At 64.6% G+C, this 24,488-nt stretch carries 24 protein-coding genes; 18 read left to right on the top strand and 6 right to left on the bottom strand.

What is annotated here, in order from left to right:
• Positions 1-31 precede the first annotated feature (31 nt).
• The 4 genes from CEY08_RS20315 to CEY08_RS20300 all read left to right on the top strand — a co-directional run bounded on the left by CEY08_RS20315 (position 32) and on the right by CEY08_RS20300 (position 5,277).
• Complete coding sequence (locus tag CEY08_RS20315; protein ID WP_076815456.1) at positions 32-1,165, top strand: iron-containing alcohol dehydrogenase; 1,134 nt, start codon at positions 32-34, stop codon at positions 1,163-1,165.
• Positions 1,166-1,256: 91 nt separating this feature from the next.
• Positions 1,257-2,588 (top strand): MFS transporter, encoded by a 1,332-nt coding sequence (locus CEY08_RS20310; protein ID WP_076815454.1) that lies wholly within the window; start codon positions 1,257-1,259, stop codon positions 2,586-2,588.
• 47 nt (positions 2,589-2,635) lie between these two features.
• A complete protein-coding gene (locus CEY08_RS20305; protein WP_076815452.1) occupies positions 2,636-4,222 on the top strand; it encodes an aldehyde dehydrogenase (NADP(+)) in 1,587 nt (528 codons plus the stop codon).
• 92 nt (positions 4,223-4,314) lie between these two features.
• Positions 4,315-5,277 carry a transcriptional regulator GcvA gene (locus tag CEY08_RS20300; RefSeq protein WP_084738605.1) on the top strand — a complete coding sequence of 321 codons (963 nt, stop codon included), beginning with the start codon at positions 4,315-4,317 and terminating at the stop codon, positions 5,275-5,277.
• 19 nt (positions 5,278-5,296) lie between these two features.
• Here the strand turns inward: CEY08_RS20300 and CEY08_RS20295 are convergent, their stop codons facing one another.
• Genes CEY08_RS20295 through CEY08_RS20285 form a run of 3 tightly spaced genes read right to left on the bottom strand, consistent with a single transcriptional unit; the run spans position 5,297 to position 8,305 of the window.
• Positions 5,297-6,226, bottom strand: a complete 930-nt coding sequence (locus tag CEY08_RS20295) for an amidohydrolase family protein (RefSeq protein WP_076815448.1) — start codon at positions 6,224-6,226, stop codon at positions 5,297-5,299.
• Between the two features lie 39 nt (positions 6,227-6,265).
• Complete coding sequence (locus tag CEY08_RS20290) at positions 6,266-7,486, bottom strand: CaiB/BaiF CoA transferase family protein (protein ID WP_076815446.1); 1,221 nt, start codon at positions 7,484-7,486, stop codon at positions 6,266-6,268.
• 36 nt (positions 7,487-7,522) lie between these two features.
• On the bottom strand, positions 7,523-8,305 hold the full coding sequence (locus tag CEY08_RS20285) for an enoyl-CoA hydratase-related protein (protein ID WP_042795088.1): 783 nt from the start codon (positions 8,303-8,305) through the stop codon (positions 7,523-7,525).
• Between the two features lie 272 nt (positions 8,306-8,577).
• Here CEY08_RS20285 and CEY08_RS20280 point away from each other — a divergent pair, with 272 nt between their 5' ends.
• The 8 genes from CEY08_RS20280 (at position 8,578) to CEY08_RS20245 (ending at position 16,420) form a co-directional block, all read left to right on the top strand.
• Complete coding sequence (locus CEY08_RS20280) at positions 8,578-9,552, top strand: Bug family tripartite tricarboxylate transporter substrate binding protein (RefSeq protein WP_042795087.1); 975 nt, start codon at positions 8,578-8,580, stop codon at positions 9,550-9,552.
• Positions 9,553-9,554: 2 nt separating this feature from the next.
• Positions 9,555-10,748 (top strand): fumarylacetoacetate hydrolase family protein, encoded by a 1,194-nt coding sequence (locus CEY08_RS20275; RefSeq protein WP_063642795.1) that lies wholly within the window; start codon positions 9,555-9,557, stop codon positions 10,746-10,748.
• A 1-nt stretch (position 10,749) separates the two neighbouring features.
• Entirely contained in the window at positions 10,750-11,658 is a 909-nt protein-coding gene (locus CEY08_RS20270) for an NAD(P)-dependent oxidoreductase (RefSeq protein ID WP_076815443.1), read from the top strand.
• Positions 11,655-12,800 (top strand): alpha-hydroxy acid oxidase, encoded by a 1,146-nt coding sequence (locus CEY08_RS20265; RefSeq protein ID WP_076815441.1) that lies wholly within the window; start codon positions 11,655-11,657, stop codon positions 12,798-12,800. The genes CEY08_RS20270 and CEY08_RS20265 overlap by 4 nt, the downstream gene beginning before the upstream one ends.
• 36 nt (positions 12,801-12,836) lie before the next feature.
• Positions 12,837-13,832 carry a tripartite tricarboxylate transporter substrate binding protein gene (locus tag CEY08_RS20260; RefSeq protein WP_082884766.1) on the top strand — a complete coding sequence of 332 codons (996 nt, stop codon included), beginning with the start codon at positions 12,837-12,839 and terminating at the stop codon, positions 13,830-13,832.
• 267 nt (positions 13,833-14,099) lie between these two features.
• The gene (locus CEY08_RS20255; protein ID WP_076815439.1) at positions 14,100-15,023 is read left to right on the top strand and encodes a DMT family transporter; all 924 of its coding nucleotides are present in this window, start codon (positions 14,100-14,102) and stop codon (positions 15,021-15,023) included.
• 79 nt (positions 15,024-15,102) lie between these two features.
• Positions 15,103-15,666, top strand: coding sequence for an SMI1/KNR4 family protein (locus CEY08_RS20250; protein ID WP_084738603.1), 564 nt, complete (start codon positions 15,103-15,105; stop codon positions 15,664-15,666).
• Between the two features lie 130 nt (positions 15,667-15,796).
• The gene (locus tag CEY08_RS20245; protein ID WP_232033797.1) at positions 15,797-16,420 is read left to right on the top strand and encodes a hypothetical protein; all 624 of its coding nucleotides are present in this window, start codon (positions 15,797-15,799) and stop codon (positions 16,418-16,420) included.
• A 132-nt stretch (positions 16,421-16,552) separates the two neighbouring features.
• On the opposite strand, the gene CEY08_RS30005 is transcribed toward CEY08_RS20245, so the two are convergent.
• A complete protein-coding gene (locus CEY08_RS30005) occupies positions 16,553-16,720 on the bottom strand; it encodes a hypothetical protein (protein ID WP_164793032.1) in 168 nt (55 codons plus the stop codon).
• 295 nt (positions 16,721-17,015) lie between these two features.
• On the opposite strand from CEY08_RS30005, the gene CEY08_RS20240 reads away from it, so the two are divergent.
• From CEY08_RS20240 to CEY08_RS20215, 6 genes are all read left to right on the top strand, one after another.
• Entirely contained in the window at positions 17,016-18,113 is a 1,098-nt protein-coding gene (locus CEY08_RS20240) for an acyl-CoA dehydrogenase family protein (protein ID WP_076815437.1), read from the top strand.
• Positions 18,101-18,724: a class I SAM-dependent methyltransferase gene (locus CEY08_RS20235; RefSeq protein WP_076815435.1), complete on the top strand. Its 624-nt coding sequence runs from the start codon at positions 18,101-18,103 to the stop codon at positions 18,722-18,724. Before CEY08_RS20240 ends, CEY08_RS20235 begins: the two co-directional genes overlap by 13 nt.
• A complete protein-coding gene (locus tag CEY08_RS20230) occupies positions 18,696-19,364 on the top strand; it encodes a glycosyltransferase family 2 protein (protein ID WP_042795082.1) in 669 nt (222 codons plus the stop codon). Before CEY08_RS20235 ends, CEY08_RS20230 begins: the two co-directional genes overlap by 29 nt.
• A 146-nt stretch (positions 19,365-19,510) precedes the next feature.
• Positions 19,511-20,056 carry a type 1 glutamine amidotransferase domain-containing protein gene (locus CEY08_RS20225; RefSeq protein ID WP_076815433.1) on the top strand — a complete coding sequence of 182 codons (546 nt, stop codon included), beginning with the start codon at positions 19,511-19,513 and terminating at the stop codon, positions 20,054-20,056.
• A gap of 149 nt (positions 20,057-20,205) precedes the next feature.
• A complete protein-coding gene (locus CEY08_RS20220) occupies positions 20,206-20,814 on the top strand; it encodes a hypothetical protein (protein ID WP_076815431.1) in 609 nt (202 codons plus the stop codon).
• A 36-nt stretch (positions 20,815-20,850) separates the two neighbouring features.
• The gene (locus CEY08_RS20215) at positions 20,851-21,906 is read left to right on the top strand and encodes an RNA methyltransferase (protein ID WP_076815429.1); all 1,056 of its coding nucleotides are present in this window, start codon (positions 20,851-20,853) and stop codon (positions 21,904-21,906) included.
• Between the two features lie 114 nt (positions 21,907-22,020).
• Here the strand turns inward: CEY08_RS20215 and cysS are convergent, their stop codons facing one another.
• Positions 22,021-23,424 carry a cysteine--tRNA ligase gene (cysS, locus tag CEY08_RS20210; protein ID WP_076815427.1) on the bottom strand — a complete coding sequence of 468 codons (1,404 nt, stop codon included), beginning with the start codon at positions 23,422-23,424 and terminating at the stop codon, positions 22,021-22,023.
• 400 nt (positions 23,425-23,824) lie between these two features.
• Positions 23,825-24,472, bottom strand: a complete 648-nt coding sequence (locus CEY08_RS20205; protein WP_076815425.1) for a hypothetical protein — start codon at positions 24,470-24,472, stop codon at positions 23,825-23,827.
• Between the last annotated feature and the right edge of the window lie 16 nt (positions 24,473-24,488).

Here is a 24,488-nt window from a genome sequence, read left to right as displayed (position 1 = left end):
CCTTCGCAAACTGTTTTAACGAAGAGGCAATATGGCTTTGATCAATTACGTGACCGAAGTGCGTTTCGGCGCCGGCGCCCTGGCTGAACTGAAAGAGGTCTGCGACAAGCTGGGTATTGCGAAACCCTGCATCGTGACGGACAAGGGCGTGCAAGCCGCCGGCATCGTCGAGAAGGTGCAGTCCGTGCTCGGCCAGCCGGGCACAGTTTTCAACGAGACGCCGTCCAACCCGTCCGAATCGGCAGTCCGCGCGGGTGTCGAAGCCCTGAAGACCGGTGGCTGCGACGGCATCGTCGCCGTGGGCGGGGGCTCGTCGATCGACCTGGCCAAGGCGGTGGCCGTGGCTGCCCGCCACGAAGGGCCGTTGCGCCAGTTCGCGCTGATCGAGGGCGGGCTGCAGCGCATCACTGCCGCCACGCTGCCCATAGTCGCCATTCCGACGACCGCAGGCACGGGCAGCGAAGTCGGGCGTGGCGCCATCATCATCCTCGACGACGGGCGCAAGGTCGGCATCCTCTCTCCGTATGTGATTCCCAAGGTGGCGATCTGTGATCCGGCGCTTACGCTGGGCCTGCCCGCCGGACTGACGGCGGCGACCGGCATGGATGCAATCGCGCATTGCATCGAGACCTTCCTGGCCCCGGCCTTCAACCCGCCGGCGGACGGCATCGCGCTGGACGGCCTGTGGCGAGCCTGGCGCCACATCGAGCGGGCTTTTCACGAGCCTGCCGATATCGAAGCGCGCACCAACATGATGAGCGCCTCGCTACAGGGCGCGCTGGCGTTCCAGAAGGGCCTGGGATGCGTGCACAGCCTCAGCCATTCGCTGGGCGGCATCAATCCCAAGCTGCACCATGGCACGCTCAACGCGATCCTGCTGCCGGCGGTGATCCGCTACAACCGCGGCGCCGAATCGGTGGTGCGCGAGGACAAGATCGCGCGCCTGTCGCAGGCCATGGGCCTGCCGGCTTCCGTGTCGATCGAGGATGCGCTGGTTGCCAAGTCCCGCGCACTGCAGTTGCCGACGGGCCTGGGGCAGCTCGGCGTGGACGAAGCGCTGTTCGACCGCATCGTGCAGGGCGCGCTGGCCGATCACAGCCACCGCACCAACCCGCGGGAAGCGTCCGCCGCGGACTACGTCGAGATGCTGCGGCAATCGATGTGAATTCCACGCATGCCCAGGCGGCCGCAGCCGGGCCGCTCATGGGCGTGCATGACGAAACCATAGCCAAACATAGAAAGAAGCAGGTGGAGACATGAGCAGCACCTCTTTAAACGCAATGGATTCCATGAGCTCCAAGGAGACCATGGTTCCGGACGCCGAGCGTCGCCGCGCACTCTTCGGGAGCGCCGTCGGCAGCACCATCGAATGGTATGACTACTTCCTCTATGGAACGATGTCGTCCATCATTTTTGCCAAGCAGTTCTTCCCCAGCGACAACGCGCTGGTGAGCCAGATGCTGGCGCTGGCGACCTTCGCGCTGGCGTTCCTCATCCGGCCGCTGGGCGGCGTGATCTTTTCGCATATCGGCGATCGCGTCGGCCGCAAGAAGACCTTGGCCATGACGTTGTCCATCATGGGCCTGTCCACCGTGCTTATGGGGCTCCTACCCAACTACGCGCAGATCGGCCTGGCCGCGCCCATACTACTGACCATATTGCGTCTGTTGCAGGGCCTGGCGCTGGGCGGCGAGTGGGGCGGCGGCGTATTGCTGGCGGTGGAGTACTCGCCGCGCACCAAGCGCGGCTTCTATGGCGCCGTGCCGCAGACGGGCGCGGTGCTGGGCCTGGCGCTGGGCAACATCATCACGTCCATGCTGAGCGCCAGCATGAGCGAGGAAGCCTTCCTGTCCTGGGGATGGCGCATTCCCTTCGTGGGCTCGATCGTGCTCGTGCTGATCGGCATGTGGATCCGCAATGCCGTGGGCGAGACGCCTTCGTTCAAGAAAATCCAGGCTACCCGCAGCAGTGCGCGCATTCCGCTCAAGGAGACACTGCAGCATCACTGGCGCGAGGTGCTGATCGCCATTGGCGCAAAGGTCATCGAGACCTCGACCTTCTTCCTCTACGCAACCTTCACCGTCTCCTACATGATGGACCACGGGTTTGCACGCTCCACCATCCTGAACATCGTGCTGGTCTGCGCGCTGATCGCGTTCCCCTTCATGCTGTTCTTCGGCTACCTGTCCGACAGGATCGGCCGCAAGAAGGTCTTCATTCTGGGCAGCCTGGCGTTCCTTGCCTGGATCTTCCCGTATTTCTGGCTGCTGGACCAGAAGTCCGTCCCTGCGGCGGCGCTGGCCATCGTCGTGGGGCTGGGCATCATCTGGGCCAGCTACGGGGCCATGATCGGGACGCTGTTGGCCGAGGCGTTTCCGGCTTCGATCCGTTACACCGGGATGTCGCTCGGCTACCAGATCGGCGCCGCGCTCGTCGGCGGCCCCATGCCGCTGATCGCGACAGCGCTGATCGCCTACTTCAGCGGCAGCTATGTGCCCGTGGTGCTCTTCCTCGCCGTCTGCGCAGTGGTCTCCATCGGGGCCGTGGCCATGGCGCGCGACCGCAGCGGCCAGCCGCTGGACGACTGAATCCACCACAAACTCCCATTCCAACCATCCAACAGGAAACCTATCCCATGCAACTCACTGGAGAAATGCTGATCGGCCGAGCAGCCATCCGCGGACAGGCTGGAAGCCAGCGTGCTTTCAATCCCACGGCCAATGCCGAGATCCCGGAGCCGGAATTCGGCCTGGGCTCGCGCGAGGACGTGGAGCGAGCCGTGGATCTGGCGACCCGCGCTTTCGACTCGTATCGCAATCTGCCGTTGGAGCGCCGCGCCGCGTTCCTAGAGGCCATTGCCGAAGAGATCCTGGCGCTGGGCGATGCGCTGATCGAGCGAGCCCACGCCGAGAGCGGCCTGCCGGTGGCCCGCCTGACCGGCGAGCGCGCGCGCACCGCTGGCCAACTGCGACTGTTTGCGCAGGTCGTGCGCGACGGGCATTTCCTGCGCGCCACGATCGACACGGCCCAGCCCGAGCGCCAGCCGGCTCCACGCGCCGACCTGCGCCTGGCCAAGATCCCGCTGGGCCCGGTGGCCGTGTTCGGCGCCAGCAACTTCCCGCTGGCCTTCTCCGTGGCCGGCGGCGATACCGCTTCCGCGCTTGCGGCGGGTGCGCCAGTCATCGTGAAGGCGCACAGCGCGCACCTGGGCACCTCGGAACTCGTCGGCCGGGCCATACAGAAGGCGGCCGAGCGGCTGGACATGCCGGAGGGCGTCTTCTCCCTCTTGATCGGCGCGGGCAGGGACATTGGAGAGGCGCTCGTCGCGCACCCCGGCATCAAGGCGGTCGGCTTCACGGGTTCGCGCCAGGGCGGCCTGGCGCTGCTGCGCATCGCCAACAGCCGCCACGAGCCGATTCCGGTCTATGCCGAGATGAGCAGCATCAACCCCGTGTTCCTGCTGCCGCGGGCGCTGTCGGCGCGGACCGAGGCATTGGCCCAGGGCTTTGCCGACTCGCTGACCATGGGCGCCGGCCAGTTCTGTACCAATCCCGGCCTGGTGCTGGCGATCGACGGACCCGATCTGCAGCGCTTCGTGACCGCGGCCGGCAAGGCGCTGAGCGCCAAGGCGGCGCAGACCATGCTCACGCCAGGCATCCACGCCGCCTATGAGAGCGGCCGCGCGCAGGTGGATGCTCTGGAAGGCGTGGAGCGAGTGGCCAGCGGCGCGCAGGCCGGCGGCCAGGCCAATGCCGCCCAGGCAGCGCTGTACGTGACGGATGCCCAGCGCCTGCTGCGCACGCCCGAGCTGCAGGCCGAAATGTTCGGCCCCGCGTCCGTGGTGGTGAAGGCGCGCAGCCTCGACGAACTGCTGCAGGTGGCCGACCTGCTCGAAGGCCAGCTTACAGCGACCCTGCACCTGGACGAGGGTGATCACAGCGCCGCGCGCCGCTTGCTGCCTGTGCTGGAACGCAAGTGCGGCCGGATCCTGGCCAATGGTTTTCCGACCGGCGTCGAGGTTTGCCACGCGATGGTGCATGGCGGGCCGTTCCCGGCTACCTCCAATGCCATGTACTCCTCGGTGGGCAGCAGCGCCATAGACCGGTTCCTGCGGCCGGTCTGCTACCAGGACATCGCCGACGAATTGCTTCCCGCTGCCTTGCAGCAGGCGAATCCGCAGGGCGTGTGGCGCCTGGTCGATGGCGCGATGGAGCAGCCCTGAAGCGGGGGTAGAATCCGGTCACGAGTCACACGGCGGCGCCGCAGTCCGCCGCGGCTCGCATGAGGCCAAGTAAAGTCGCTCATTGGCACCCAATGAGCGACTTTTTTTGCAACTCCGGATGGATGCGCGCTTCTCCTATGGCTAGAAAAATCCCCCCTTTGAATCCGCTGCGCGCATTTGAGGTCTCGGCGCGACACATGAGCTTCACCAAAGCGGCCGAAGAATTGTTTGTGACGTCTTCGGCGGTCAGCCATCAGGTCAAGTCGCTGGAAGAGAACCTGGGCATCGCCTTGTTCGTCCGCGACTCCAAGATCCTTACGCTCACCCCGGCGGGCAAGGCTTACCTGCCCGGCGTGCAGGAGGCGTTCCGGCAACTGGAGGTCGCTACCTATCAGCTGCACCGCGAGAAGAGCACCTCGCTGCTCAAGATCAATCTGCCACCGACTTTTGCCGTCAAGTGGCTGATCCCGCGGCTGAGCCGCTTCAGCCGTCAACATCCGGACCTGGACCTGAAGGTCTCCACTTCCAAGCTGATGGCGGATTTTTCCCGCGATGCCGTAGATATGGAAATCCGCTACGGACGCGGCGTGTACGCCGGACTGTACTCGGAACTGGTGCTGCCCGTGGAAGTGTTCGCCGTTTGCAGCCCCGCTCTCCAGCAAGGGCCGCATCCCATCCATGAATTCGCCGACCTTCGCTACCACGTGCTGCTGCACGACGACAGCACCTACGACGACGTCAGCAATCCGAATTGGGGTACCTGGCTGGCGCACATGGGCGTGCATGACCTGGATGCCACCCGCGGACCCTCGTTCTGGCCCAGCCATTTGGTGATCGATGCGGCGATCGATGGGCAGGGGGTGGCGCTGGTGAAGAAGAGCTGGGTGAGCCAGGACCTGGCATCCGGCAAACTGGTGCGGCTGTTCCCGAAGCACAGCCTGCCCATCGAATTCGCCTACTACCTGGTGTTCCCGCGCAATCGCCTGGAAGATCCACGCATTGCGGCCTTTGTCGACTGGATGCGCGAAGAACTGGCTCGCGACACGCCCGCCTAGCGGCGGGCCGGGCTGCCGCTCATTGCGCGTGGGCGCCAATCCGATAGATGCGGGCCGCATTGCCGGCCCACAGCGCATGCCGTTCCGCGGCCGCCAGGGGCGCGATGGCCTCGGCGAAGGCCGCCACGATGGCGGGGTAGCTGGTGACAAGGCTGTCGACCGGGAAATTGCTGGCGAACATGCAGCGTTCCGCGCCGAAGATGGAGATAGCGGTTCGGATCAATGGAATGTTGGCTTGCGCCGACCATGGCGTGTCGACTTGGCCCAATCCCGATATCTTCAGCGCCGCGTTGGGCGCGAGGGCCAGCGTCTCCAGCGCTTTGCGCCAGCCCGCCAGTCCTTGCGGGCTGCGATCCGAAGGCAGGCCGGTGTGGTTGAGGATCAGCGGGGTGGCCGGAAAATCGCGCGCCAATTCCAGTGCCTGTTCCAGATGCCACCATGGCGCCTGGAGGTCGAACGACAAGCCGAAGCGTTGCAGCAGCGCATAGCCTTCGCGCCAGCGGGCATCGTCCATCGATCCCGGCTGCCCGCGGCGCGCGTCGGCCGCCCGTGGCGACACGGCGGGCTTGTGGCGGATGCCGCGGACCATGGAGAACGCAGCCTGGGCCGCCAAGACCTGCCCGGCGTCCGGCGCGTCCAGATCGGCGTGCGCAACCAGGACCGACGGGCGCCGATGGTGCTGCGCCAGCCCGGTCAGCCAACGGGTTTCGTCCACCGGCCCGCGGCGATCCCACTCCGCTTCGATATGGACCGTGGCGGTCGGCGCGCAGCCCCGGGTGTCGGCCGCGAAGTCTTCCGGCAGGTAGTTGCGCCGCAGCGCTTCGTAGCTGCCATAGCGGAAACCTTCGACGGTCTCGCCCTGCAGCCAGGGATAGGGATTTCGGTCCAGGTCCCAGAAGTGCTGGTGCGCGTCGATGAATGCCGGAATGTCGTTGTCTGCAGGAGTCATGGCGGGGTAAGGCCGCGGAGGGTCGATGGAATGTACCGCTTATGCGGCTACGGCGGCTTTGTCCCGAGTGCCAAAAGCGCCGGCTGCCTGCAGCTGCTCGATGCGCTCGGCCGAGAGTCCCAGCTCGGAAAAGACCTCTGCGGTGTGCGCGCCGAGCAAGGGCGCGACGCGGCGGATCTGCTGCGGCGTGCCTCGCAGCTTGACGGGAAAGCCCAGCATCTTGACCGTGCCTTCGACGGGATGCTCGCCCTCCACGACCATGTCGCGGGCCCGGGCCTGCTCGCAGTCCAGGGCTTCCTCGTAGTTTTGTATGGGCGCGGCCGGTACACCGGCCGCCAGCAGCAGGTCCACCCATTCGGCGGCGGGCCGGCGGGCGAACTCCTGTTCCAGCAACGCGATCAGCGCCTTCCGGTTCTTGAGACGTTCCACGTTGTCGCGGAAGCGCGGGTCGGCGAGCAGGTCGGGCCGATCGATCACTGCGCACAGGGCCGCCCACAGCTTGGGATTGGCGGCACCGATCACCAGGTGGCGATCGGCGGCGCGGATCGCCTGGTACGGAGCGCTCATGCGATTGGCGCTGCCCAGGGGCGAGGGTACCCGGCCGGTGCCCCAGAATTCCGCGGTTTCCCAGATCGACAGTCCGAGCGCGGTTTCGAAGAGCGAGGCGTCGATGTACTGGCCCAGGCCGGTTTCTCCGCGGCCGATCACGGCGCTCAGGATGGCATAGGCGGCAAACAGCGCCGCGCCCAGGTCCGCGAAGGGTACGCTGGACTTCATGGGTTCGCCTCCGGGCTCGCCCATCACGCTCATTGCGCCGCAGCTGGCTTGCGCGATCAAGTCCAGGCCGGGGCGCAGCGCCCAGGGGCCCGTCTGCCCGAAGCCGGAAATGCTGGCATACACCAGGCGTGGATTGATGGCTTGCAGCCTGGGGTAGTCGATCTTTAGCCGAGCGGCAACGCCGGGCCGGTTGTTCTCCACCAGGACGTCCGCGCTGCGCACCAGTTCGTAGAACGCTTCGAGCCCCTGCGGATTCTTCAGGTCGATCTCCACGCTGCGCTTATTGCGGTTCAGGGCGATGAAGCCGCCGCTGTCCTCGCCCTTGAGCTTGAAGCCCATGGCACGGCGCGTCTGGTCGCCCACGCCGGGCGTTTCCACCTTGATGACGTCGGCGCCCATGTCGCCCAGCAGCATGCAGCAATAGGGGCCCGCCATGATCTGGCTGACGTCGAGTACGCGGATTCGGGAAAGAGGAAGAGTCATCGCTATGGTAAAGAAGGGAAGAGTGGGCGGAGTGGCTCAGCGGCCGACGAAGGCAGGGCGCTGCTTGGCCAGGAAGGCGCGGTAGCCGATCTGGAAGTCCTCGGTTTCGAAGCAGTCGTACGCCACTTGCTGTTCCGAGTCCGTCAGGGGGTGGGGCTGGGCCAGGCGCCGCACGAAATCCTTGTGCCAGCGCGCCACCAGCGGCGCGCCCGCGGCAATGCGTCGGGCGGCGGCGTAGCCTTCCTCCAATACCGAGGCGTCGGGCACCACGCGGTTGACGAGGCCTTTTTGCAGGGCTTCGGCAGCGTCGAACACGCGGCCTTCCAGCACGATTTCCAACGCGACGGCGGGGCCCGCCAGGGTCACGAGGCCGCCGAGTTCACCATAGGACATCACCAGGCCCAGGCGATTGATCGGGGCGCCGAAACGGCTGGATTCGCCGCATACGCGCATGTCGCAGACCGAGGCCAGTTCCAGTCCGCCGCCCACGCAGGCGCCCTGGATGACGGCCAGCGTGGGATGCCGGCTGGCCGAGACCGCCTGCATGGCCCGGTGCGTCACCTTGCCGTAGGCCATGGCCTGCGCCTTGTTCAGCCGGGTGCGGGGGAACTCCTCGATGTCGGCGCCTGCCGAGAAGGCGCGTTCGCCCGCGCCGCGCACCACGATGCAGCGCACAGCGTCGTCGGCATCCAGCTCCTGCATCAGGTCGCCCAGGCCTTGCCACATTTCCAGGTTCATGGCGTTCATCTTGAGCGGATTGTTCAGCGTGAGGGTGACGATCTGTTGTTCGTCTCGGGACAGGAGGATTGCGTCTTCCATGGATCGAATGCCTTGTATCGGGTGGGGCGAAGTTGCCATCGCATGCGAAAAGTGTAGGAAGCGCGGTCCACGCGCTCAACCGAGAAAAATTGGGTGTCTGCCCAAGAAAAACTCAGCTAGCGGTGCATGAGAAAAACTTGTCTATCGCCTGAAATATTCCACGTTGTTGGGCCGAATGGCGGCTCCTATACTTTTTTCGACCACAGCCTGAGGAGGCCATCCGGACCTCACCAAAGAAGCAGGCGCGGAGCAGGAAACCAAGGAGACGAGACATGCAACGACGCCAATTTCTGGTAGCGGCGGGGCTGGCCGCCATGCACGGCATGGCCAGGGCCGCCAGCGCGGGCGAGCTGCTGCCCAAGGCCCCCATCCGTATCGTGGTGGGCTTTCCGCCCGGAGGCGGGACGGACGTGGTCACGCGGGTTCTGGCGCAGCAGCTGGGCAGCCGTTGGGGGCGCACCGTCGTCGTAGAGAACAAGACTGGCGCGGCGGGCGTGATCGCAGCCGAGTACGTGGCCAAGCAGGAAGCCGACGGGACGACCTTGCTGATGACCAATTTCAGCAACCACGTGGTGGCGCCCAGCCTGTACCCCAAGATCGGCTATGTGGTCGAGCGCGACTTCACACCCATTACGCTGGTGGGAACCACGCCCTGCCTGCTCATCTGTCGCAAGGAACAGCGCGCGCAGACGCTGGAGGCCATCGTACGGCGCTGCAAGGAAAGCCCCGGCTCGGTGAGTTTCGGTTCGGCGGGCGCGGGCTCGATACAACATCTGGCACTGGAAATGTTCCAGTTGCGCACGGGCGTGAAGGCGCTGCACATTCCTTACCGGGGATCGGCGCCCATGATTTCCGATTTGATCGGCGGCCAGATCGACTACAGCTTTGAAACCATGGCGTCGGCATCGCCCCAGGTCCAGAGCGGGGCGGTGGTGCCCATCGCCCAGACCAGTCTCAGGCGCGCGCAGGCGCAGCCTTCGGTTCCCACGCTCGCCGAAAGCGGCTATCCGGGTTTCGATGCCCGGGTCTGGTATGGGATCGTGGGGCCGGGCGGCATGCCCGATGCCCTGGTCCAGGCGCTGAGCCGGGATATCAATGACGCGTTGGCAGTGCCGGCGGTAGCCGAGAAGCTGCTGTCGCTCGGCGCGGAAGACGGCGGTGGGTCGCCGGCGCAATTCGCTTCGTTCATCGCGAGCGAGAAAGCCAAATGGGCCCAGGTGATTCGTGATGCAAATGTGACTGTCTGAAGATGAACACGGATAAATTCGTAATTGAACGCACCCTTCCCGAAGACCTGGCCGCAGCCGCGCTGGTGGGCAGGGTGTGGCGTCCCGGGGGCGCGGACGGCAGCCTGGAGGGCCCCTGCGTGGTCGCGGTGCGCAATGGCCGCCTGGTTGACCTGAGCGTCCAGGTGCCCACGCTGTCCGCCTTGCTGGAGCGTGAAGACCGCCTGGCGCTGGCAGCCCACGCGCCGGGCGCGGACCTGGGGCCGGTGCAGGATTGGCTGGAGAGCAGCTTGCGCCATGGTGGCGATCAGCGGCATCCGCATCTGTTGGCGCCCTGCGATCTGCAGGTCGTCAAGGCGGCAGGGGTCACCTTCGCGGCAAGCATGCTGGAGCGCGTGATCGAAGAGCAGGCCCGCGGCGAGCCCGCCAAGGCCCATGCGATCCGGGCGTCGATGACCGCCATCGTAGGCGAGGACCTATCGGCCATCGAGCCCGGTTCCGACGAGGCGCGCAAACTGAAGGAAATGTTGTCGGGCAAGGGCTTGTGGTCGCAGTACCTGGAGGTCGGCATCGGGCCCGATGCCGAAGTGTTCACCAAAGCGGCGCCGCTGTCCTCGGTGGGCCACTGCGCCGCCGTCGGCCTGCATCCGGAATCGCAGTGGAACAATCCGGAACCGGAGGTCGTGCTGGCGGTGAATTCGCGCGGCGAGATCGTGGGAGCCGCGCTGGGCAATGACGTGAATCTGCGGGACTTCGAAGGGCGCAGCGCGTTGCTGCTCGGCAAGGCCAAGGATAACAATGCGTCCTGCGCCATCGGACCGTTCGTGCGCTTGCTGGACAGAAGCTTCACGCTGCGCGACATCGCCTCTGCCGACGTGCAAATGACCATATCCGGCGCCGACGGCTTCGTCCTGCAAGGCAGTAGCTCCATGCAATGCATCAGCCGCTCGCCCGAGAGCCTGGTCGCGCACGCCATGGGCGCGCACCATCAGTATCCGGACGGCATTTTCCTGTTCTGCGGCACCATGTTCGCCCCGACGGAGGACCGCGGCGCGCCCGGCGCGGGCTTTACCCACCATGTGGACGACGCAGTGTGCATCTACAGTGCCCGGCTGGGCGGGTTGTTCAACCGGGTCGGTTTGAGCAATCGCCTGCCGGCCTGGACCTTCGGCATCGGCGCGCTGATGCGCAATCTGGCCGCAAGAGAGCTTATCTGACATGAATTTCCCTAGCATTGGCTTTATCGGCATCGGCTTGATGGGCGAAGCCATGACGCTGCGCCTGCGAGACCTGGGTTATCCGGTATTCGTCTGGAACCGCGAGCCCGAGAGGCTGGCCTCGGTGGAGACGGCGGGCGCCATTGCGCTGGCATCGCCAGCCGAGGTCGCGCGCCAGAGCGACGTGGTGCTGATGTGCGTGCTGGACGACGGGGCGGTCGACTTCTGCACCCGGGGCCCGCAGGGCATCGTCCAGGCCAGCGGCGGCGAGGGCAAGCTGGTCGTCGATTTCTCGACGATCGCGCCCGCCACCACGCGGACGCTGGCGGAGCATGCAAGGCGGCTGGCAGGCATGGGGTGGGTGGACGCGCCGGTGTCCGGGGGACCGCAAGCCGCGCGCGATGGTCAGCTCACCATCATGGCGGGGGCGAGCCCGGAGGATTTCGAGCAGGCCCGCCCCGTGCTACAGGCGCTGGGCAGCCAGGTGACGCTCATGGGGCCTGTCGGCGCCGGACAGACAGCAAAGATCATCAACCAGGCCATCGTCGGTGCGGGCTTCGCGCTCATGAGCGAGGCCGTGCTATTGGCGGAGGCGTCCGGCATCGACGCGGCAAGGCTGCCCGACTGCCTGAAGGGAGGGTTCGCGGACAGCGTGCTGCTGCAGAAACTTTACCCGCGCATTCTTGAGCGGCGTTTCGATCCCCCAATCGGCTATGCGCGCCAGCTGGCCAAGGACATGTCGGCGGTGCAGGCGCACGCCCGCGAGGCGGGTTGCGATCTGCCCATGGTGGAAGAGGCAGCGAGGCTGTTTTCGCGCTACGTCGAAGCGGGCGGAGCGCTTGCCGATTCGGCATCCCTCATCCGCCTGTACGAAATGGGACGGGCCGGCGCCAAGGGAGAGGACGCATGAAGCGAACCATCACCTGCGTCGAGGACCTGCGCGCGCTGGCGGAAAAGCGCGTGCCTCGCATGTTCTACGATTATGTGGATGTGGGCTCCTGGACCGAAAGCACCTACCGGGCCAACACCGCAGACTTCCAGCGCATCCTGTTGCGCCAGCGGGTGGCGCACGATCTTTCGCGCCGCTCCGTGGCATCAACCATGGTCGGCCAGGACGTGGCGATGCCGGTGGCCATCGCGCCCACGGGCCTGACCGGCATGCAGCACGCCGACGGCGAAATCCTGGCGGCGCGCGCGGCCAAGGCCTTCGGCGTGCCGTTCACGCTGTCTACGGTCAGCATCTGCTCCATCGAGGACGTGGCCGAGGGCACGGACGGGCATCCGTTCTGGTTCCAGCTGTACGTGATGCGCGACCGCAAGTTCGTCCAGCGGTTGATCGAACGGGCCGCCGCCGCGGGCTGCTCCGCGCTGGTCGTGACGTTGGATCTCCAGATCAGCGGCCAGCGCCACAAGGACCTGAAGAACGGCCTCTCCGCGCCACCCCGGCTCACCTTGCTCAATCTGCTGAATATGGCCGGAAAGCCGCGCTGGTGCCTGGGAATGCTGGGAACCCGCAGGCATACTTTCGGCAACATCATCGGCCACGTCGACGGCGTCGACAACATGACCTCGCTGGCCGAATGGAGCTCACAACAATACGACCCGGCGTTGAGCTGGGAAGACATCGCCTGGATCCGCCGGTTGTGGAAAGGCAAGCTGATCCTGAAGGGCATCCAGGACGTGGAGGACGCGCGGCTGGCGGTGGCCAGCGGCGCCGATGCCCTGATCGTGTCCAACCACGGCGGGCGGCAGCTGGACGGTGCGCCGTCCTCGATCCGCGCGCTGCCGGCGATCGCCCAGGCGGTGGGCTCGGACATCGAGGTCCACATGGACGGCGGCGTGCGCTCCGGTCAGGACGTGCTCAAGGCCGTCGCGCTGGGCGCCAAGGGCGTCTACATCGGCCGGGCCATGCTGTACGGCCTGGGCGCCATGGGCGAGCAGGGCGTGGCGCGGACGCTGGAGATCATCCGCAAGGAGCTCGACCTGACGATGGCGTTCTGCGGAAAGACCGACATACGGGACGTGGACGAATCCATCCTGCTGCCCGCCTGACAACGATTCCTGAACATAAGAAAACTGGAGACTCTCATGCACCAATCCCTTTCGAAGACTTCGGTGCCGGCCCGCCGCAGGCAGCTGCTTGCTGGCATGGCCATGCTGGCGCTGGCCGCGGCGCCTGCGCTGGCCGGGGCCGGCGACTATCCGCAGCATCCGATCCAGCTGGTCGTGCCCTACCAGGCCGGCGGCGGCGCGGACGTCATGGCCAGGGCTTTTTCCAAGGCGGCCGCCAAGGTGCTGCCCCAGGGCATCGTCATCGTCAACAAGCCCGGCGCGGCTGGCGTTATCGGCTGGCAGGAAGTTATCCGCGCCAAGCCGGACGGCTACAAGGTGGCGCTGACGACGGTGGAGTTGACCTTCCTGCATCACCTCGGCCTGGCCAAGTTTGATCAGCATGCGTTGCGCCCGATAGCCAAATTGAACGCGGACCCGGCGGTGATCGTGGTGCGCAGCGATTCTCCGTATGCCAGCATCGAGGACTTCCTGGCCCAGGCGCGCAAGCCCGACGCCAACATCCAGATCGGCAACGCGGGCCAGGGGTCGATGTGGCACATGGCTTCGGCCGCGCTGGCCGAGAAGGGAAAGGCCACGTTCAACTACATTCCCTACCAGGGTGGAGCGCCGGCGCTGCTCGGTTTGCTGGGCGGGCACATCGATGCCGTGATCGCGAGCGCGCCGGAGGTGATTCCCTATGTGAATTCGGGCAAGCTCAGGGCCCTGGGCGTCATGTCGGAAAAGCGGATCAAAGGCTTGGACAATACGCCTACGCTGCGCGAGCGGAATATGGACCTGGTTCTGGGAACCTGGCGCGGGCTGGCCGTGCCCAACGACACGCCGGACGCCGTGGTGCAGGTGCTGCGCGAGGCGACTGAGAAGTCCATGCGCGATCCGGAACTGCGGGAAGTGATGGAAAAGCAGTTCTTCACCACGGACACGTACGAGGATGCACCCGCGTTCGCTGCCAGCATGGATAAGGAAGGCGCGGATCTCAAGGTGATCGCCAGCGGCATTGCACTGCGGCCTTGAGAAAACATCGAAGTGCTACGTTGGCATGCGCCGGATCCCATTCGATTTGGGATTTGGCTCACTGAGCGACTGAGCGGTTGCGACCGGAGCAGGAATTCCGGAATGCAGCGCAGCCCCCCCCTTGCGATCTCCTGGCCGGCGGCACGTTTGCCGCGGCCAGCTAAAATCTCGCACGGGCGTTGACGGCTGCCACGGATTGGCGACCTCGACGCGTTGTCTTTGCACGGCTCCCTCGTGCGATCTCCGCCGCTCACCATCGAAGCACACATGAAAAACACGTTGATGGCCACGCACCTGCGCCTGGTCGGCATGGCAGCGCTATGGGGCGCGTCGTGGTCCTGGGGCAAGGTCGTCGCCCAGTCGATGGCCCCGCTGGCCGCGGCCAGCCTCCGATTCCTGTTGGCCAGTGTGGCGTTGGTCTTGTGGATGCATCGCGCTTCAGCGCTGCGGGGCCTGAAGTCGCTGTCCCGCAATCAATGGCTTGGTCTGGCCGCGGCTGCCCTGACGGGTGTCTTCGGCTACTCCAGCTTTTTCATGTTGAGCCTGCAACTGGTGCCCGCCGGCAAGGCCGCTATCGTGGTGACCCTGAATCCAGGCGCGACCCTGCTGCTGGCCGCGATTCTGTTCCGCGAGCACCTCAATCCCGCCATCCTGGCCGGCATGGTCCTGTCGGCCGTAGGCGCGTATATCGCCATTGGCGGCGGTGGCTCGCAGACCGGGGCTGGGGTGGGCATCGGCGAACTGCTGTTGCTTGGCTGTGTGGCATGCTGGGTGGCCTATACGTTGATCGGCCGCCTGGTGCTCAAGGGCGTGGACGCCTTGACCACGACGACGGTCACCACTGTTATCGGCGCGCTGATGCTGCTGCTGACCAGCCTGATCGTAGAGGGTACGCCCGCCTGGGAAAAACTGGGGCAGGCGCCCGCCAGCGCCTGGGGCAGCCTGCTGGCCTTGGCGTTCGGCGCCACCGCGATCGCTTACGCGTGGTATTTCGAAGGGGTCAAGGCGCTGGGCGCCGGGGCGGCTTCCGGCTACATCACGCTGGTGCCCGTCTTCGGCGTGCTGTTCTCGAGCCTCTGGCTGGGCGAGGCCACGCCTGCGAACCTGTTCATCGGCGCCGCGCTTGCCATCTCGGGCATGACGCTGATGCACGTCGGGCGGCGTCGCGCCGAGGCGCGGCAACGCCGATAGCCCGCCCAATGGAGTGGGCGCCCTCGAGGTTCCCGCCTTTGCGGCGAACCGGGACTTGTCTTTGATTCAGGAAGCTTGCATGACCATGACCGCCGAACAGTTCCATCAACGCATATGGGAGATCCTGGATCCCGTGGATTCCGAGTATTTCGAGGTTGTGGCCGCGCCCGCGCCCGACGCGGAAGCGATCGCCCGCCTTGAGGCCGCCGTCGGTTTCCCCTTGCCGGCGGCGTTTGCGGCCTTCTGCCAGCGCACCAACGGTTTGTGCGTGATGGCGCGCGAGGAAGTCTGGCCGCACGCGAAAGAGTTCGAGGTAGGGCCCGCCTGGACCTTCTGGCGAGGCTTGGTGCTGTTGGGCATCGACGCTCCGGAACTACCTGAATGGGCCAGCATATCGGCCCAGCAGCGCCAGCTCGCCGAGGCGGGCTTGCACGGCATCCTGCCCTTGCTGAAGATCGTGGGTGATGGCAGCCGGATCTGGGGCGTGGATCAGGAGGGGACAGTCGTCGTGATCGATGACTTGACCGATTCGGAGCCGCTGAGCGGTGATCTCACGGACCTCTACGCGGAGCAGATCGCTGATCTGATGCAGCGCCAGCAGGATATGGCGCTGCGACTGGCCGAACGGGCGACGCGAGGATGACTGCGCCCGTGCAAGTCACGGAAGAACTCCTTTCCGAGGAGGACATGCTGCTGCTGCGCCGCGGCCGCAGTGGCAGATCGCTGACGGCGGTGTTCGCTGGTTTGATGTTCTTGCTGCTGGCGAGCAGTGCGTGGATGTGGCTCTGCCGTTCTGGAACGAGATCACGAGGGACACCCGCGACGGGGCGCGGCCCATGGCTGCCGCGGCGCTGACGGATCTGCGGGTTCGCCTGCATCTGCTGACGCTGCTCCCCGACGCGCCGCCCGTACTGCTGCGGGCCGAATACCCGACGAGCGCGCAGGCCTGGAATTCGGTCGAGGAAGTCAGCGATGCCGACCGGGGGGGCGTGCGCAAGGAAGAACTGAGCGTGCGTAAGTTCTTCTACGCGCTCGCCCTGTTGCCGCTGGCCGGCAGCCTGTTCCTGGGGCCCTTGATCCTGCTGGCCGGCTTCTTCGTGCTGATGGGGCTCGTCCTGGGCATGCGCAGTCCCAGGTTGAAGCGTGCTCGCTACAAGCATGGGGTGCGCGGCCTGGTCGAGGAAGCCGTGACGTATCGTGTGCGCACGACCAACTCGGGCGCGTCCACGCTGGTTCACAACTATCGCATCGGAGGCGCGATGTACCGGGTCGAGCACTTCGGGCAGGCAGCCTTGCTGGGGCAGCGCGTCGAGTTCGAGTATCTGGACGGGACGGGCTTCATGGGGCCGAGCCCCCTGTTCTTCCGGATCGAAGACCAGCCGACCATGACGTTATGAGCGTGCTGCCAGCGGCCAGCCATCAGCAGGTAAATGCGCAGCCTTGCGATGTGGCGGCCAAAGGCGCGCCCAGGTTCCTGCGAGCGCGCATGCACACGAACTGAGACCTCCCCGATAGCAGCGAGGTCTCCATTACTGCGCTTTTTTCTCCTTCTCCGCCTTCTCTTTTTTCTCGCCGTCGTAATGCGACTTAATGGCGAGGAACATGCCCGTGCCCAACACGAGGAGCTTGAACGTACCGAAGATTACAGGGACCCAAAAATTCATCATTTCCTCAAAACGCTGCTTCAGCAGCTTCATTCACTACTCGTGGGCCCGGCAAAGACAAACGAACGATAGTCGTGGGGGGCCACGAAAAGCATCAGCCCGATTTCGGCGAGTGTGAGATCACATAGCTCGATTCCACCTTGCGCGCCGGGACCGAAGACGAGGTTTGGCAGTGAGAAATTGCGCGCCATACCCCTGCAGACGGGCAGATTCTACCGCCAAGGCCCATACAAATTGTTGAATCTCCAGGGCCTACTTTGCGTCCCGGGCACGGCGCTTGCTAACTGATCCGCATGCTCCGTATCACCATTGCCTTTCGTCAATTCCCATGACTGATCTGCCTGGTTCGGTTTCCTTATTGGAATCTCCCTTGCATGCGCTGAAATTGCTTCTGGCCCGGGTGCGCGAGCCGAGCAATCCCGGCCTCGCGCTGCGCATGCTGGTGGACCATGATCTTGACCAGTTGCCTCTACCGGGCCAGGGCGACACCCTGGGCCGCTGGCAGGCATTGGCCTGCGTGGCATCGGTGGATCTCAGCCTGGCCAAGCTATTCGAGGGACACACCGATGCGCTGGCGATCCTGGCGGAGCTATCCGTTCCCGCGCCGTCCCGTACTGTGCCCTCCATGGCTGCGTCGGCGATGCCCGACGTCGCGCATGACCATCGGCTATGGGGCGTCTGGTGCGCGGAGCCTCCGGATCACCGCGTAACCATTCTGTCCATGCCAGACGGCTCGGCCACGTTGAGCGGAGTCAAGGCGTGGTGCTCAGGCGCGGCGTCGCTGAGCCATGCCGTGGTAAGCGGTTGGAACGCCGACGGCGAATCCTGCCTGGCGGCCGTGGCCCTGGATCAAGCGGGCGTGACGATCACGAATCAGGGCTGGCACGCCGTTGGCATGCGGGCCTCGGGCAGCGTGGACGTGATCTTCGACAAGGCCGTCGGCGTCGCGGTCGGTCCGCCGGGTGCTTATCTTCGTCGGCCGGGCTTTCTGCATGGAGGGGCAGGGGTCGCCGCCTGCTGGTACGGTGGTTTGAACCACGTCGCCGATGCACTACGCGCAGCACTATCGCCGGCGTTCTCTGCCGGATCGTGCGACGGCCATCGACTGGCGCACCTGGGCGCCGTGGACGTCGCCATGGTTCAGGCGCGCGCAGCGTTGCGCGAAGCCGCCGGCCACATTGATGCGCATCCGCAAGACGATTGCGCACTGGCCTGCGCGCGCGCCCGGCTCGCCGTGGAGTCGGCCGCATCGCAAGTTCTGGAGCGCGCATCGCGGGCTCTTGGGGCAGGGCCGCTCTGCCGCGACGCGGCGTTTGCGCAACTGATGGCCGACCTGCCGGTATTCATTCGACAAAGCCACGCGGAGCGTGACCAGGCAGCGCACGGCGCGGTTGTTCTCAGACAGGACACGTCATGGGCGCTATGAGCGAGCACTTCGAGCGGCTCTACCGCGCGCAAGCCGATCCCTGGCACGTGGGGACCGCCTGGTATGAGCGGCGCAAGCGCGCGCTGCTTCTGGCCATGCTGGGCCGCGAAACCTATCTGCATGCCTTCGAGCCCGGATGTGGCGCGGGTGACTTGACGCGAATTCTGGCGCGGCGTTGCTCACGCCTCTGCGCGGTGGACGTGTCCATCGCCGCCATAGGCCATTGCCGCGGGCGTCTGGCGGCGGATGGCATCAGCAATGTGGACATCATGGTCCTGGACCTGCCCCGCTATTGGCCGCCGGCGCCGCCCGGGGGGTTCGATTTGATCATCGTGTCAGAGCTGGCGTACTACCTGGACGACGCGGCGTTGGCGCAGTTTCTCAGCGCACTCGATGCGACCCTGGCGCACGGCGGCGAGCTCGTTGCCTGCCATTGGCGGCAGGCATTTCATGACCGGCTCCAGTCGACCGATGCCCTGCACGAGGCCATGGCGGCGCTGCCGGGGCTAGCGCTGCAATCCCACCATCTGGAGGCCGAGTTCCGCATGGATCTCTGGCGCAGGCAAGCGGAGGAAACGAGCCATGATCGGAATTTGCATCCCGGCGCATGACGAAGAAGACTGCATCGCCGCCTGCCTGCGCGCCGCCACGCGCGCGGCCAGGCATCCCCGTCTGCATGCGGAAGCGGTGCGCATTGTGGTGGTGCTGGATCATTGCGCGGATCGAACGGCCGCGTTGTCGGCCGCCTGGCCCGTGCACTGCCTCAGCATCCGGGCACGCAATGTGGGCGCCGCTCGGGCGGCGGGCGCGCAGCATTTGCTGAATGCGGGCGCTCGCTGGCTGGCGTTCACCGACGCCGACACCCGCGTGTCCGCCGGCTGGCTGGTGGCGCAGCTGTCCTTGGGGGCCGAGGTGGTGTGCGGCACGGTGGGAGTGTCGGGATGGGGCGCGCATGGCGCGCACGCCTCGTCAGCCCGCAAGCGGTTCGCGCAGCGCTATCAGGATCGCGACGGCCATCGCCATGTGCATGGCGCGAACCTGGGAATCGAGGCTGATGCGTATCGGCGCATCGGCGGCTTTGCGGCGCTTGCGTGCAGCGAAGACCAGGCTCTGGTCGACAGGCTCGAGCAAGACGGGGCGCGCATCGCGTGGTCCTGCCTGCCGCGAGTGACCACCAGCGCGCGTCCTTACTCGCGGGTGGAGGGCGGATTTGCCAGCGCCTTGCGCGAGGGCTGGGCGTCGCCGCCCTAGCATGCAGGCGGCACAAGAATTGCGGCGCAGCGGCGGCACGGTATTTGCTGAATGGAGTCGGCATGCCAAGGCATGGCAGTCACTACGGCAGCGCGACCCGGCCCGCCCGCTGCCGTCTTTCCTGGGCCCACTCACCGGGAGCCAACATGGCAATACTGAACGATCTCACCGTAGCGATACTTGCCGTCGATGGCTTCGAGCAAGTGGAATTGACCGGCCCACGCCATAGTTTGCAAACCGAGGGGATTCGCACCGTCTTGGTGTCAGCGCGTACCGACCCCATTCTGGGCATGCATCACGACAAGCCCGGCGACCGCTTTCCCGTGGATCTGACATTTTTGCAGGCGGCTACCGAACCCGGGGCTTTCGACGCGCTATTGCTCCCCGGTGGTGTGGTTAACGCCGACGAAATCCGCATGCATCCCAAGGCCCAGGAATTGGTACGGGCAATGTTCGACGCCGGCAAGCCCGTGGCCGTGATCTGCCACGGCGCCTGGCTGTTGATTTCGTCCGGCGTGATAGAAGGCCGCACACTCACCAGCTGGCCGTCGTTGCAGGATGATCTGCGCAACGCCGGGGCGCGGTGGGTGGACGAGGAGGTCGTCGTGGACGGTATGCTCATCTCCAGCCGCAAGCCCGACGATATTCCTGCCTTCAGCCGCGCATTCATTGATGTGCTGCGCGCCCTTTAGGAGCCCCAGCGGCGTTACACCTGCGGACTGCGCCTGCTCCGTGGCGTGCAAGACCGCAGACGTCAGCCCGATGCTCTCGGTATGATTGCGCTTGTTGCCGCTTGCTCGGCACCCATTCCCGAGGAAGTCGATGCGCAATTGGCTCAAGCATGGTTAGCAACGAAGGGATCCAGGCGTCGGTCTATACCCGATGGCACCAGTTATCGGTGCCGTTGGCGTTCGCCCTGGCTGCGGGCGGTTTCATGCTGGTGGTGTTCAACCGCGGGCCGATCGGCCTGGCGGCCGTGCTGGCGGTGCTGGGGTTGCTTTTGCCGCCCCTGGTGGCGTTCAGAGGCTTTCCAACGCGCAATGTCGTGAAGGTGACGCCCGAGGGGCTGGAGTTTTCGCGCCGCGCTCCGGTCCTTTACGCCCAGTTGTCCAGTTGGGGCACGGACGATTATCTCAAGCTGGTCCGTCCCGGACTGCCGACTTTACTCGTCAGCGCGGTCGATCTGCCCAGGCGCGAACGTCTGTTGCGCGAGTTCGAGCACGCGTTAGCGGCGTGGCAAAAACGCCAGCCGGCCGGTACGCTGGCGGCGCGCCGCAAGCATTTCTATGGCTCCACGGGCGGACGTCTGGTGGGCTTGCTGATTACCATTCTGGGGACGGGCTCGGCGATCATGGCGCTTGGCTTGCGCGAGACATCCCTGTCGCTCGCCGTCGTCGGCGGGCTGGGGGCGTTGTTTGGATTAACCATGCTGTTTGGCCGGCGGGACTGAGAGCCCCTTGCTGGCGCAGAGTAAAATTCGCGCCCCATGCGCTACTCCGACTTCGACCAACGCCTTGCCGCTCTCGGCGCCCTGCCTGTCCATCGTGGCCGCATCGTGCGCGTCTGGCTGAAAGGGCAAGCCCTCGACGCCGGCACGCGACGGCGGAGCTCCGAGAACTTTCTGCCCCTGGCGCTGCGCGAAGCCGTGCCCGCCCTGACGGCGGAACTGGACGGCCTGGCGCGCGTCCGGTCAGAACACGCGGGCAACGACGGCTCGCGCCTGCTGGTCGAACTGGCCGACGGGCAGATGGTGGAAAGCGTGCTGTTGCCGCGCGACGGACTCTGTGTCTCCACCCAGGTCGGTTGCGCGGTCGGCTGCCGCTTCTGCATGACCGGCAAGAGCGGCCTGATCCGCCAGGTCACGAGCATGGAGATCCTTGCCCAGGTGGTGCTGGCGCGGCGGCTGCGCGCGGTCAAGAAAGTCGTCTTCATGGGCATGGGCGAACCGGCGCACAACCTCGACAACGTGCTCGAGGCCATCGACCTGCTCGGCACCGAAGGCAATATCGGCCACAAGAATCTCGTTTTCTCGACCGTGGGTGACATGCGCGTGTTCGAAGCCCTGCCGCGACAACGCGTCAAGCCCGCACTGGCGCTGTCGCTGCACACGACCAAAGCCGCGCTGCGCGAACACCTGCTGCCGCGCGCGCCGAAAATCCGGCCGGAAGAACTCATTGAACTCGGCGAGAAGTACGCTCGCGACACCGACTATCCGATCCAGTATCAATGGACGCTGCTCAAGGGCATCAACGACGGCGATGACGAACTCGATGCAGTCGTGCGTCTGCTCAAGGGCAAGTATGGCGTGCTCAATGTCATCCCCTTCAATAGTCTTGAAGGAGATGACTACCAGCGCCCCGACTCCGAGAGAATCCGCGAGATCGTCGGCTATTTGCAGAGCCGTGGCGTGCTGACCAAGGTGAGGAACAGCGCAGGGCAGGATGTGGACGGTGGTTGTGGCCAGTTGCGCGCGCGCGCCGTCGGCGCGGCGCAGGTGGTTGAATTGCGCCGCATGCGCGTACCCGGGCCGGCAAGCGCCTAGGTTGGGACCACCATCCCCGGCCGCGAGCGACCGACTCGAACGTGCCCGGCGGCGACGGCGCGGGAAGAATGCGTCACGACCCTTGCTTCAGTTCCGAGCGCCCATGCTGTTTCACTAGCTTCCGATTTCTTTGGGAGGTGTCGCGATTTCAGTCAGGCGTTGCCCGTCGTTGCCATCCTCGACTCTCCAGCCTCGGGTGTTTAACATCTTCCGTATCTCATCGGCTTTTGCCCAGTTCTTTGCCTCTCGGGCTTGAGCGCGTTCACCGAGCAGCACCCGGATACTTTCCGGAATTTCAGACGCAACTGGATTCCAATCGCGCAACCCGAGGCCCAGTACAAAATCAAAGCTGTCTACAGTCGCTTTCAAGGTCGCTGGCGGGAGCTCGCTTTTGACGAGCTCCCATAGCACGGCCAATGCCCTCGGCAGATTCAGGTCGTCATTCAATTCGGCGTTGAAGCGAGCGGCGAAATCCGGATCGATTCCGCCACCGTCCGACCAACCGGAATAGAGATGCCGCAGCCGGTTTAACGCGGTCTGCGCTGCACCAAGAGACACCCAACTGAATTGCAGCTTGCTCCGGTAATGAGCTGTCATGCACAGGTAACGGTAGGCAAGCGGATCGATGTTCCGACTGCGCAAGGTCTGCAAGCGAACAAAATCCCCAGTCGACTTCGACATCTTGCTATCGGCATTGAGTGTTAGAAAATGTCCGTGTATCCAGAAGTTCGCTAGACGAGTGCCGTGGGCCGCTTGTGTTTGCGCAATCTCGTTGCTGTGATGCACGGCGATGTGGTCTTCTCCGCCGCAGTGGATGTCGAACCAGATGCCAAGGTGTTTCGCCGACATGGCCGAGCACTCAATATGCCAGCCCGGAAATCCACGCCCCCACGGGCTATCCCATTCCATCTGCCGCGCCACGCCCTCCGGACTGAACTTCCATAGCGCAAAATCTGTGATGTTCTGCTTTGCGCCGAGTGCTACACGCTTGCCCGCCTGCAGGCCGGCACGGTCGAGTCGGGCCAGAAAGCCGTAGTCATCCTGCTTGCTTGTGTCGAAATAGAGGCCGTCGTTGGTCCTATACACGTAGCCGAACCGCTCCAACTCGCCGATAAACGCGATCTGTTCGGCGATGTGATCGGTCGCGCGGCACCATACCGTCGGCTCAAGCAAGTTGAGGGCATGCCAATCCGCGACGAAGGCCTCGGTGTAGCGCTGAGCAATAGCATATGCGGACTCCCCGGTCCGCCTGCTACCTTTCTCCATCTTGTCTTCGCCTTCGTCGGCATCCGAAGTCAGATGACCGACGTCGGTGATATTAACGACGTGACGGACCTCGTAGCCGTTGCGAATGAGTACCCGGCGGAGAATGTCTTCAAACACATACGTTCTTAGATTGCCAATATGCGCATGGTCGTAGACGGTGGGTCCGCAGCAATACATGCCGACATGGCCAGCGTGGATTGGCGTGAACGAACGCACGTGACGCGACCAGGTGTCATACAACGCAAGTGACATCAACTTTCTCCGTATCGAAAGGCGCAGACGAAAACAAAAAAGCCGCCGGTTTTGCAACGGGCGGCCAGAGGCGATTGATTCAACGTGTAGCTAAGTGCTAGACGCAGTCTCCCCTTGGCACGTTCTGACAACATGCACGGACCTGCGAAGGGAGGGATTTGGAGCGACTAGCCATGCGAACAATCCTATCGGCTTTGGGCTGTGCAGGTCAATACTGGCGAATGACTGTTCTCCGCGATGCCTTCCGAGTGACCGTTCGTGGTCGAAAGCGGCGGTCGATGACAGACAGCTTCCGACCCGAAGCCGCCGATCCCCAAAGGCAATAAATGCTCAGAAGCGGTCAGACGTTTGACAAAAGCTGGGCCCTAGCTTGCTGGGGTACGACATCTTGATGGAACGGTTAGCCCGTACCTTGCACGGCCTGTATAAGCGCCAAAATGTCTTTGTAGTTTGTGAGAAACCATGATGCGGCAATGCCAATGATTGCCCAGCGAACGGTAGCTCGGACCCCACTCCGCCCCTCATCCTGCACTGGCTTAAGAATATTTCGGTAGATGTCGTCGTAGTTTTCGGCGACTTTACGAATGCTCTCAAAGTGGTGGCTGATGTCGTCGAGCGGCTTCTTCAGCGGAGCGAGGATTGGATTCTTCTGTAATTTATCCCTTGCTTCGGCTATGTGCCGCTCCGACTGAGTAAGGTCTTCCCTTAGCTTATTTGGATCATGTCGGAGGAGAGATTGAACTCTCTCATGAAGCAGGTTTATGTCGCCTGTAAGTGCGGCCAGGCAGCCAGTAAGATGTTCAAGTGTTTTCTGGCTGACGGAGCAGATGACAATCGGTGCGAAGCCGTCTTCTCCTATCTCCTCGTAATCAATGGCGTCGGCATCGTTCAATTCGAAGAGATAGTCATTGACATGGCGATCTAGATCCCAAAGCTGCGCGGCAGCGGGTTGCTTAAGGTCAACATCGCGTTTCTCATCCGCCAGCTTGAGCAGAATAACGAGGATCTTTGCTTTAAGGAGTGGTTGTTCTGCGATTGGTCGGGTCACCGAAATCCCTTTTCTG

Origin of the sequence: Achromobacter insolitus, from assembly GCF_002209555.1 — a bacterium.
In the GTDB taxonomy this organism is placed as follows: Bacteria; Pseudomonadota; Gammaproteobacteria; order Burkholderiales; family Burkholderiaceae_B; genus Achromobacter; species Achromobacter insolitus.
Note: the sequence above shows the minus strand (reverse complement) of the source record. Positions and strands in the feature narration are given on the sequence as shown.